Annotated in this window: 13 protein-coding genes and 1 tRNA gene; 7 read left to right on the top strand and 7 right to left on the bottom strand. The window is 61.9% G+C overall.

The window, feature by feature from the left end; genetic code table 11:
- Position 1: 1 nt before the first annotated feature.
- On the bottom strand, positions 2–949 hold the full coding sequence (locus IEY38_RS15210) for an MBL fold metallo-hydrolase (protein WP_188979184.1): 948 nt from the start codon (positions 947–949) through the stop codon (positions 2–4).
- A 148-nt stretch (positions 950–1097) separates the two neighbouring features.
- On the opposite strand from IEY38_RS15210, the gene IEY38_RS15205 reads away from it, so the two are divergent.
- Positions 1098–1367, top strand: coding sequence for a DUF7553 family protein (locus tag IEY38_RS15205; protein WP_188979182.1), 270 nt, complete (start codon positions 1098–1100; stop codon positions 1365–1367).
- Positions 1368–1415: 48 nt separating this feature from the next.
- Positions 1416–1490 (top strand) — tRNA-Val (locus tag IEY38_RS15200).
- A gap of 188 nt (positions 1491–1678) precedes the next feature.
- Here IEY38_RS15200 and IEY38_RS15195 read toward each other — a convergent pair.
- Positions 1679–2443, bottom strand: a complete 765-nt coding sequence (locus tag IEY38_RS15195) for a hypothetical protein (RefSeq protein ID WP_188979180.1) — start codon at positions 2441–2443, stop codon at positions 1679–1681.
- Positions 2444–2715: 272 nt separating this feature from the next.
- On the opposite strand from IEY38_RS15195, the gene IEY38_RS15190 reads away from it, so the two are divergent.
- The 3 genes from IEY38_RS15190 (at position 2716) to IEY38_RS15180 (ending at position 4629) form a co-directional block, all read left to right on the top strand.
- Entirely contained in the window at positions 2716–3465 is a 750-nt protein-coding gene (locus IEY38_RS15190) for a pirin family protein (RefSeq protein WP_188979178.1), read from the top strand.
- A 95-nt stretch (positions 3466–3560) separates the two neighbouring features.
- Positions 3561–4121 (top strand): NAD(P)/FAD-dependent oxidoreductase, encoded by a 561-nt coding sequence (locus IEY38_RS15185; protein WP_188979176.1) that lies wholly within the window; start codon positions 3561–3563, stop codon positions 4119–4121.
- Between the two features lie 94 nt (positions 4122–4215).
- A complete protein-coding gene (locus tag IEY38_RS15180) occupies positions 4216–4629 on the top strand; it encodes a DoxX family membrane protein (protein WP_005538241.1) in 414 nt (137 codons plus the stop codon).
- A 20-nt stretch (positions 4630–4649) separates the two neighbouring features.
- On the opposite strand, the gene IEY38_RS15175 is transcribed toward IEY38_RS15180, so the two are convergent.
- The 5 genes from IEY38_RS15175 to IEY38_RS15155 all read right to left on the bottom strand — a co-directional run bounded on the left by IEY38_RS15175 (position 4650) and on the right by IEY38_RS15155 (position 8682).
- Entirely contained in the window at positions 4650–5264 is a 615-nt protein-coding gene (locus IEY38_RS15175; protein ID WP_170095719.1) for a TetR/AcrR family transcriptional regulator, read from the bottom strand.
- A 100-nt stretch (positions 5265–5364) separates the two neighbouring features.
- The gene (locus tag IEY38_RS15170; protein WP_005538238.1) at positions 5365–5712 is read right to left on the bottom strand and encodes a TRAM domain-containing protein; all 348 of its coding nucleotides are present in this window, start codon (positions 5710–5712) and stop codon (positions 5365–5367) included.
- A gap of 54 nt (positions 5713–5766) precedes the next feature.
- Complete coding sequence (locus IEY38_RS15165) at positions 5767–6147, bottom strand: hypothetical protein (RefSeq protein ID WP_188979174.1); 381 nt, start codon at positions 6145–6147, stop codon at positions 5767–5769.
- Positions 6148–6213: 66 nt separating this feature from the next.
- Positions 6214–7455, bottom strand: a complete 1242-nt coding sequence (locus IEY38_RS15160; protein ID WP_188979172.1) for a hypothetical protein — start codon at positions 7453–7455, stop codon at positions 6214–6216.
- Positions 7456–7635: 180 nt separating this feature from the next.
- Complete coding sequence (locus IEY38_RS15155) at positions 7636–8682, bottom strand: phytoene/squalene synthase family protein (protein WP_005538233.1); 1047 nt, start codon at positions 8680–8682, stop codon at positions 7636–7638.
- Positions 8683–8833: 151 nt separating this feature from the next.
- On the opposite strand from IEY38_RS15155, the gene IEY38_RS15150 reads away from it, so the two are divergent.
- Together IEY38_RS15150 and IEY38_RS15145 are read left to right on the top strand one after the other, a co-directional pair.
- Positions 8834–9061 (top strand): hypothetical protein, encoded by a 228-nt coding sequence (locus tag IEY38_RS15150; RefSeq protein ID WP_170095715.1) that lies wholly within the window; start codon positions 8834–8836, stop codon positions 9059–9061.
- Positions 9062–9206: 145 nt separating this feature from the next.
- Positions 9207–10523, top strand: coding sequence for a glycoside hydrolase family 68 protein (locus IEY38_RS15145; protein WP_188979171.1), 1317 nt, complete (start codon positions 9207–9209; stop codon positions 10521–10523).
- The last annotated feature ends 35 nt before the right edge of the window (positions 10524–10558 follow it).

The following is a 10558-nucleotide window of genomic DNA, read 5'->3' as shown; positions in this document are numbered from 1 at the left end:
TTTACGCCGACTCGTAGACGAACACGCCGCCGCTCTCACGTTTCTCGACGCGGTCGGTGACTTCGAGTACGTCCAAGTGGCCGACAGCCTCGCTCATCCCAGCAAAGTACTCTGTGGCGGGCAGGTCGCCGAACAACGCCGTCATCACGTCACTGGGTGTCGTCGCTCCGCCGGAGACGATGTCGGCGACCTCCGCGGTGCGCTGGTCGTGTTCCGCAAGGATGTCGTCGATACGCTCCTGCGGTGCTTCGACTGGCTCGCGGTGGCCGGTGAGAAATCGGTCGTGACCTTGCTCACGGAGCCACCGGAGCGAGTCGTTAAATGCCGGTAACACCTTCGGCCGCGCCCCGCTTTCGTCGGGCACCTGCAGGAACGGATTGGGTGTGATGTCGCCCAGCACGTTGTCGCCGACGACCGCTTCACGTCGGCCCTGAAAGTCGTACGAAAAGATTATTTCGCCCGCGGAGTGGCCCTGCACGGCGTCAATCGTTAACTCTATGTCGTCGACGGTGACGGTATCACCGGCCACGAGCGCGCGGTCGGTGTCGACGCTCTGGGCGTAAGGCAGGAAGGCTTCCGGTAGCTGTGTGACCGTTTCGGCGGTCTCGCGTGAGACACCACACCGCTCGAAGAAATCCGCGAAGTAGGACTGCTCAGTGTGTAGTTGCGCCGCGAAATCGCCCATGATTTCTGCTCCCGGTTCGCTGGCGAGGACACGCGCTCCCCGCTCGGCGAACCGGTTCGCCATGCCGAAATGATCCGGGTGCGGATGGGTGACCAGCACCTGCTCGATATCATCTGGGGACAGTTCACGTGCTTCAAGCGCCTCGATCAGACGCGACCACGCTTCCTCGCTGTCGGGTCCCGGATCGACAATCGTTCGCCGCGCGATGTATGCATTGACTGGCCCGACCTGAAACGGCGTCGGGATCGACACCCGTGTGAACATATCTCCCCGTTGCAGGTGGTGGCGCAAAACAGTTCGTACCCGCACGGCACGTTTACCATCGTGGCCGCTCGCTGTCCCTCGGTTAGCTGTGGTTCCTCATGGTTTTCCGGGCACAAGAGATATATTCGTCCTTCGCGGAGGGACAGATATGAACAAGCACTTCGAAGACGCACGGTACTACCTGAAGCGTGCCGGGGAAACCGCCACCAAGGGCGTCAAAGAGGAACTCGAACCGGTCGAGGAACGCTTTCGAGAACTCACTGGGAAGGAAGAAGAGCCCAAACCCAGCCGCCTGGAGGCCGTCAAGGCCGACCTGAAGGACCTGCAGGGAAAAGCAGAGGGCGAAGCCGAGGAAGCGATCGCTGACGCCCGCAAGAAGATCGGTGCGTATCGCGGTAAGGAAGAGCCGGAAGCGTAGTCGGAAAGCAATTCTTAAGGGATGCGCTCGAATAGGATTGAGTGCACTGGGTTGGTGATCTAGTTCGGTTATGATACCTCCTTCACACGGAGGAAGTCGGCGGTTCGAATCCGCCCCAACCCATCCGTTCGCTTCCCACGTTTCTCAAGGAACGAACCCTGAAATCGTACAAAGTTTTGTCCTTTTGCCGGACTGCTTTCTGAGTCCCATCACCGGGCGTGTGCGAGCGCATAGTAGGTAATTCCGCACGCGAAAAATTTCTGGCTTTCAGCCAGACTCTTCGTCACACAATTCATTACGAAACGTCTCACTTAGGCTTTCGAAGCCCACACCGGGGGATGGACGGTCGTCTGTCCCCGTTCAGTGAATTGGAGACTGACGGTCACGGTCACCGTCCGCCCATCACGACTTGTCGCGTAGGAGACGTGGTACTCATGGACGAACCCCTCAGGGCTAATGAGCGCCGAAAACTCATAGTTCGAGGCGTTCACGTATGCTGAAGAGGTGTCCGGCTCACCGACTGACTCCACCCGGTAGAGCCTCGTACCGTTGCGTTCAATCGTCTCCGCAACCGTCGTATTACTTGCAACCAATTTTGAGTAGACGTCCCCATATCGTTCCTTCTCGGGTGTCGCTGCCTTCTCCGCGCCAACGTGTGCAACCGTTCCATTCTCGTAAACCGTTCGTTGGACGAGCATTGAGTCGTTCCGGAACACGGTTATCGCACGAATCGAGTTCCGTTCGGAACCCCCAATGTGCAAATCATAGAGGTACTGCCCACCGTGGCCGCGTTTCATCGTCGTCGAGTGGTTTTGGAGAAGGGTTCCATCAGCGCGAATCGACCGATAGGAGCGCTTCGTGTACGTGGTGTTCGTAAGGTGGTCGCGGTGGGCCTTCGTCAGCGCCCATGCGTCAGTTACGCCCGATTCGGTAAGCCCGGGTGCGAGTGCTGTCGTGTTCTCGCCGCTCGTCGGTGACGGTGTTACGGTCGGCGACCACGGTACTCCACTACACCCCGCAAGAACGACGAAAACGGCGACGACTACTGTAAGTCGAATACGTCCGGGAATTTTCACTCTTAATTGACATTATTGCGTTCATCACCGATATGATTTAGGGACGTAGATACGACCTTGGAGTTCTCACATTCGCGACAGGAGTACGTACGACCGTTTGGACCACTCTCATAATGAGAAGTTATCGCACCGTAGGCCGTGAACCTCTCCAGGATCAACCCCGGTTAGCACGCTACGAATTTGTTACCACCGTCGTAACGCCACGGGAGTACAGATAGCGATCGGTTACGCGCAGCCCGACAGTTTTTACCGCTCGGTAAACAAAGCAGCATATGACCGAAAGTGAGTCGCAGGCGTCGGCTGACGGGCCGCTATCCGGAGAGATGGTCCGGCATGGGACGGGCGTGAATTCGAACCGTGCGTTTCCGACGGAGAGCTATCCGTCCAATCTGGACCCGTTTGTCCTGTTCGAGCAGTTCTACATCGACCCCGACAAGGGGTTCCCGATGCATCCGCATCGCGGGTTCGAGATCGTCTCGTACATGATCGAGGGTGGGATGGAACACGAGGATTCGCTGGGCGTCGCAAACACTGCATACGAGAACGACGCGATGCGTATCACGACCGGCAGTGGGATACGCCACTCCGAATTCCCCGCCGACGGGCAGGCCTGCACCGGACTACAGCTCTGGGTGAATCTGCCGCAGGCGAAGAAGGACGCTGACCCGGACTACGTTGACGCCACGGCCGACGCGCTCCCGACAACGGAACAGGACGGTGCGGCGGTCACGACAGTCATCGGCGAGGGCTCACCGATCAGCCTCCATACGCTGATGGAATATCTGGATGTATCTGTGGCCGACGCGTGGACGTGGTCGGTCCCCGCGGAGTGGTCAGGATTCCTCTATGGTGTCACCGGTAGCGGAACGGTCGCGGGACAGTCGTTCTCCGACGGTGATTTCCTACCGGTCACTGACGAGCGGTCGGTGACACTCCAAAGCGATGAGTCGCTTCGTGTCGTCGCCGTCTCGGGCCGCCCGCACGGCGAGCCGATCCGACAGCGCGGCCCGTACGTTCTATAAGGGGCGATATAGGATGTCTCAGGGCCAGACGTGAGGCTTCGACTATATTTTACCAGATGGTAAAACTCTTCTGTGGGCGGTCCGTGCTGTGAGACATGGCAGACGTAGCAGTTGTCGGCGGCGGTCCCGCCGGCCTGAGCGCGGCACAGTACGCGGCGAAGAACGACCTCGAAACGATCACCTTCGATACGGACGAGTCGTGGATGCACAAGGCGCACCTGTTCAACTACCCCGCAGTGCGCTCCATTAGCGGCGAGGAGTTCCTCACGATCGCTCGCGGGCAGGCCCGTGACCGCGGCGCGACGTTGTACGAGACGGAAGTAACGGCCATCGACCAGACCGACGATGGGTTCGTCCTCACGACGGACGACGACGAGTACACCGCGGAGTACGTCGTCCTCGCAACTGGTGGTGACCGTAGCCTCGCCGAAGACCTCGGCTGTACGTTCACCGATGAGGATGTCGTCGATGTGACTGTCGACATGGAAACGTCCGTCGAGAACGTGTACGCGACAGGGGCGATGGGTCGAGCGGAGAAGTGGCAAGCGGTCATCGCGGCCGGTGACGGAGCTGCCGCCGTCCTCGACATTCTCTCGAAGGAGAAAGGCGAGTACTACCACGACTTCGATATGCCGTCAGACGTACCGGAACTCTAACGATGCAGCCAAAATCTACTACTCCAATGACTCCCGCTACAATCCCGAACCGTACTGTTGGAAACGCTCGTGCAGTCTCGGTGGTGAGTTTGTGATGGCACCCGAACTCAACGTCGTGTTGCTCGTCGTCGGCCGCGTCCTCTTCGGCGGCGTACTCGCGTTCACCGGCCTGAGCCACTTCACACAGACGGAACAGATGGCAGGCTACGCCGAATACAAGGGCCTCCCGGCACCGAAATTCTCCGTCCTCGCGTCCGGCGGGCTTCTCATCCTCGGTGGACTCGGTGTGACAGTGGGTGTCTTCCCGGTCGTCGCAGCGATCGCCCTTGCTGCGTTCCTCATCGTCTCGGCGATTGCGATGCACGACTTCTGGGCCGTGCCGGACGAGGACCGGCAGGACGAACTGAACAGTTTCCTGAAGAACGTGACGCTCGCTGGCGGGGCGCTCGTCGTCGCGGCGTCGGCAACCGGAACGTGGGCGCTCAGCGTCGGTATCAGCCCCCTCTGACGCTGGCTGGTCGGCCCGATCTACTGCGGTGGGTACAGCGAGTCGAGAATGAAGTCGTTGACGGCACGCTTGGCTTCGTCGGGTGCGTCTTCGTGGCCGAGCGCGATCCGCCGGCCGCGGGCCGCGTGAATCACGTCCGTGATGAGCTGGCCCATCAGTTCGGCGTCGACATCCCGAAACGCGCCCTGTTCGATTCCGTCTTCGATGACTGTGGAGATACTTTCACGAAGGCGGTCGTAGTGCTCGTTGAACAGCGCCCGGTGTTCCTCGTCGTTTTGCGCATAGGCGTACAGTTCGTGGTACACCTTCATCCGGTCCCAGTGCGAAAAGTCGTCGAACTCCGGGCCGAACAGGCACCGGTCGATGCGAACATCGAGTTCTGTGCGGGGGTCGGTTTCGTCGTCAACCTCGACGCTACCCTCGTACTGGTCAATGATGTACTCCAGAAACGACGAGATCAGGTCGTACTTGCCGTCGAAATGATAGTGAATCACTTGCCGGGACATATCCATCTCATCGCCGATGTCCCGGACTCGCAAGTCCTTGTAGCCGTGCTTGCTCAGCGCCCGAAAGGTGGCCTCCATAATGACCTCTCGGGTGTCCTGTGGCGTGCTCTGCCCGTCCGATTCGCTCATGGCCTGTTTTATCGTGGTAGGCACATATCGGTTTCTCCCTCTGTCGGGACTGTGGAGTTGTCGTCGACCGGAACGTGCCTCGCCGCAACGCTGTCACCGCTCACGCGCGTTCGACGAACCGAGCGTCAGCGGAGGTGTGATCCCGGTTGAACGACAGCACCTTCGCCCGAATCACGTCACCGGCCGACACCGACGACGGCACGTCCTCGGTAAACAGGACGAACCCTTCGACTTTCCCGACGGCGACGCGGTCGCCGGAGTGGTGATCGCTGAATTCGGTGATGCCGAACTCGTAGGTCTCACCGAGTTCGACTGGCGGTTCTCGCTCCTGTGCGGCTTCGTGAGCACGCTTCGATGCACTGCTGGATGAACGGCGGGTAATCGCAAACGCCAGCGCGAGGCCCACGGCGAGGGCGGCCCCGCCGGCGGCGAGCCAGAGTGGTTCCATGACAGGGGTTGCAGGACGAACGGATTAATACCTTTCAGACTCCGGCGACAGCGCTTACAGCCCAAGGCGGTCCCGAAGACCGCCGCCACTGGAGTCAGAATCCTCGCCTTCAGGGTCCCACTCCGTCGGTAGCTCGGCCGCGAGCGACGTGACCTCGTCGTCGCTGTAGCGGTGGTCCGCCGTCGCGTCGTCGAGCCAGTTCGCCCACTCCTCAGCCGTCATTCGGCCCTGCGAATCGACCTCCCACTGGTCGACCAGCGCCTCCCGGTCGCGGAACGAGATGTCCATGCCGCTGTCGCCCCAGTACAGCGGTGAGAGCGCGAACTCGTGAGTGTCGTCTTCCAGCCAGACGAGCCGATAGGGGTAGTCGTTGTAGCAGAACACGTCGTCCGGCGAAACGACATCGCCATTGGGGAGCTCCAGGGTCTGGGACATTGTATCACTGTAGAGGCTACCCACGTTTCAGGGTTATGTGTCGGTAGAGCGGCTTGACGCCTGTCGCTACGCGAGCGGGTCACACAGCGCCCACTCGTCCGTTTCGGGGTCGAGATTCGAGGGTTCAGCGCCCCGATCAGTCACGATGCCGGCGTGGTAGTAGATCGCCTTTAGCTGGAACACGGTAGGCGAGTGGTAGACGCTGCCGTCGGTCAGTTCCGAGCGGCGGAGTTCCCCGTCCCCGGTCAGCACTCGCTGGCGGACGGCCTCGTTGCCACGGAGGAACAGTTCGACGGTGAACTCTGGGTGCAGCGCATGGAGATACTCGACGAACTCGACGAGCGACGGCGACTCGTACCCGTCCCGGTGACAGGTGTAGAGCCCGTCAACGAGGAGTTCCGTGGCCGGATAGTCGGAGACGACACGGCGGACGAGCTGGCCCCACTGGGGCGCGACGTCGATGAATCGCTTTCGGGACCGCTGCCAGTCCTCGAACCGGCGGAGTGCAGCGTCGATGTCGCCGACTGTCCGGAGCGCGAACCGGACAACTTCCCGGCCCAGTGGTGTCAGCGTGAGCGAGCCCCGGCCGGTGTCGATCAGGTTTAGGAACGCCGCGCCGGCGATAGCACCGTCGACGGCCCCGACGACATGGGAAGCAAGCAGGTCCCGTGCGTCGCCGTCGTGGTGGACAGCCAGTGGCACCGCGATGTAGTTCTTCGGATGGTTGAGCCCGAAGTTCTGGTCGGCGACGCCCTGTGCGCTTGCCTGGAACCGGATCGCCGAGGCGGCGTCCATCGACCCGTGGCCGACCACGCGGGGCCGTTCCAGAACCGTGACTGCGCCGTCGGAGTCGACGCCCAGCACGCCGACGTTTAGCTCGCGGGCCATCGTCCGCGCGGCGGTGGAGATGCCGCTCCGGGGTGCGGTCAGGAAGGCGACGTTCGCTTCGTTGAGTCGGTCGTGGGCCTGCACGACCCCGCGTTCCGCGTCGACGCCACCGTTGCCCGTGTAGCCCTTCGCCTCGACAGCGATGAGCGGCGGCCGGTCACCGAGTCGGTCGACGGACAACAGGTCCGTCGAGAGCGTCTGTACGCCGACGAGGTCGGGATAGCCAGTTCCGACCTGGACGTGGTTGAACGGTGCGAGTGTCGTCTGCACGGACGCCTGGATGGGCGTTTCGTCCAGCCAGCGCTGCTGTGCGAACTGCGTGTCCGCGACGACGTAGGCGTCCTCGCGGTCCGCGAAGAGCCGGTCTTTCGTCCGGGCGAGTACCTGTGGCTCGGAGAGCCCCGACGCCGCTGTGGCCATAGGCGGCGTTCACACAGGGCGAACATGAGTGTTCTGTCCCAGAGGGGATGAGCAGTACACCTCTGGCCCGGTGCTGTCCTGTCTGAGAGAGTTGTTCTTCTCAGGATACCAAAGGTGACAGCACTGCGGCCGGAGAACCGACCGGGCGGATGGGAAAAATAGGAATGTCTCTGGTGGTCGTCAGTACTGGTGGAGCGGCTGCTGGCGGATCTTGGCCCGCAACTCCCCGATTGATGGGTCGCCGTCGCCGCCGAACTGCTGTGTCACGGAGTGAACTTCCTCACGGGAGATTTTGACGTTGCCCTGCTCGATAACGTCGGCAGGTCGTTCGCGGAGCTCACGGATCGTTCCGACCGCGAGCAGGAACGGAATGGCCCACGCTGAGAGGGTGTTCCCACGGGTTTCGGGCATGGCTTCGAGCCACGCCTGCGCGTCGTCGAGGTAGCCCTCCGCTCGCTCGGTCACCTGCTCGATGACGGGGACCAGCGAGTCGACGTTGTCCGTGTCGCTCACGTCGCTGTGGTCGAGGCCCTGCTCGTGGAGCAGTTCAAGCGGAAGATAGACGTTGTTTTCCTCTTCCATGTCCGTCGCGGCGTCCTTGGCGACGTTGACGAGCTGGAGCAGCAGGGCAAAGGAGCGGGCGTTTTCCTCCATCTGGGCGATCTGCTCGTCGGTGGCTTCGTGGGAGACCAGCCCGGTCACCAGCGTCCCGACGGTCCCGGCGGCGTACCAGCAGTACTCTTCGAGTTCGTCGAGCGTCTTGATCCGAAGCCCGCCGGCATCGGCGTAGCGGTCGACGAACATCGCCATCCCGTCGACGAGCTCCCGGACCGGCCCGCGGATGGTCCGCGTGGAGTGGTCGTCGAGCGTGTGAAACACGTCGACGATACGGCCCGCGTTCTCGACGACTTCCCAGTCGGCGTTCGTCGTCGTAGGGATCCACTCTTCGACGGCATCGTGGAACGTCGACACGGTCGTCCCGCTCGACGGTTCGAGCGAGCGGCTGTACGTCTGCAGGAGTTCGGTCTGCACCGCTGGAGGGAGATGACCGGCGTCCTCGATCGTGTCAGCCACACGACATAGAAGGTAGCCCAGACAGATGTCCCGGGCCATCGGTTCGTTGAGTTCCGAAATTGTGAGACTAAACGTCCGCGACACACGATGGACGGCATCGTAGCACCACTCGATGTCTTCCGAAGACGACCGGTCTGTGTGGTTCTGAGACATTCCCGACATTCGAGGTAGGGCATACGATGATAAAAATGGGACGGCTACGGCGTCAGTTCCGTCCCGGTCACGGTTCGGTGTTCCGACAGACTCAGGAGTGTCCGAGCCTAGTTTACCGTATGAACGGCATAGCGACCGGGAGGGCACAACCGTGAACAATCAGGACGCATTGACGTTGACGCTGACGGTCGTCGCCGCGATCATCCTCCCGGGCCTCGCAAACTGGGGATTCAGCACGCTCGGCTATCCCTGGGTCGGAAGCGCTGTCTGGGCGCTGGGGTACGGCCTCGGTGTCGTCTTCATCTGGTACGAGTGGGTCCGGCCGCTCGATATCACCGGTCCGGAGGGTGTCAGCCGAAGCGAGGACTCGGGCGAGTAACGTGCTGTTCTGCCTCCCTTGACGACCAGCCATCAGTTTTCTCAGCCAGCCACGTCGCAAGGACATACGTATTGTAAATTTTTCATACAACACCCGTGGTACCCAGCCGACAACATTTATACCCGTAGTCGGCCCAACGTGAGATATGACAAACGGAGCGCTCGGCGAGAGTCGTCCCGGAACGAGGGGACGCGCCGGGTGGACACGCGAGCAAGCGAGCCGGATCGAGCGGACCGACGACACCGTTGCCCCTATCGTCTATCCGCCGGAAACCGATCAGATCCCCGAGGTCCACATCTGGGACACCTGGTTTCTCCGTAACCGCGACGGCACGCTGGCGACGGTCGACGGCTATCGGGTCTGTTTCTCGCTGACCGCCCCGTCGGATCTGCTGCCCGGCAAGCGCCACGACGTGGCGACCATCCGCTGTTTCTACTCCGATGACGGGCGGAACTGGCACAACGCCGGCCCGGTGTTCGAGGACGCACTGGGCCAGCGCCAGTGGGCTGGGTCGGCTCTGTACGACGACGACGGCAGCGTCTATCTGTTCTATACCGCGGCCGGTGAGGAGGGAGCCGAAGACCTGACTTGCACCCAGCGAATCGTGGGTGCGGGCGGCGGCAGCATCGACACGGACAATGGGTTCGAGCTCTCGGGTCCGTGGACCCACCACGAACTGCTCCAGCCCGACGGCGACCGCTACGAGCGGGAGGACCAGTCCCGCGGGATGATATACACCTTCCGGGACCCGTGGTTCTTCGAGGACCCAGAAACGGGCGAGACGTGGCTCCTGTTCGAGGCGAACGCGCCGGTTCCGGAAGGGAGCGACGCCTGCGGTGGCGACGCCGCACTACAGGAGTTTAACGGGAGCGTGGGCATCGCTCGCTCGCCGACGGGCGAGCCGCTTGCGTGGGAACTCGAAGACCCGCTGCTGGACGCCGTCGGCGTCAATCAGGAACTCGAACGGCCCCACATCGTGTATCGGGACGGGCTTTACTACCTCTTTATTTCCAGCCACCTCCACACGTTTGCGCCGGGGCTTGAGGGCTTCGACGCGCTGTACGGCTTTGTCGCGGAGAACCTCCACGGTGACTACGTCCCGTTGAACGAGTCCGGCCTCGTCGCCACAAACCCCGAGAACGCGCCGTTCCAGTCCTACTCGTGGATGGCCTTCCCTCACGACAGTGAGGTGCTGGTCCAGAGCTTCTTCAACTACTACGATTTCGACGGCGAGACGCTGGACGAAATCGCCCACCTGTCCGAGTCCGAGCAGATGCGCCGGTTCGGCGGCTCACTCGGCCCAACGCTCCGACTCGACGTTGAGAGGAGTCGGACGCGAATCATCGGGACGCTCGGGCACTGGCACATCCCGCTGGACGGCGAGAAACTCCCACTGACGGACCGAGAGCTGATTCGGCGCGGCAAAAGCGACGATGCAGGCGGCGCTGGCTACGACGGCTGAGCCGAGACTGAGTGGGGAGTAGTGACTTCAAAGCG

It is taken from the genome of Haloarcula sebkhae (genome assembly GCF_014647415.1).
Taxonomy (GTDB): domain Archaea; phylum Halobacteriota; class Halobacteria; order Halobacteriales; family Haloarculaceae; genus Haloarcula; species Haloarcula sebkhae.
Note: the sequence above shows the minus strand (reverse complement) of the source record. Positions and strands in the feature narration are given on the sequence as shown.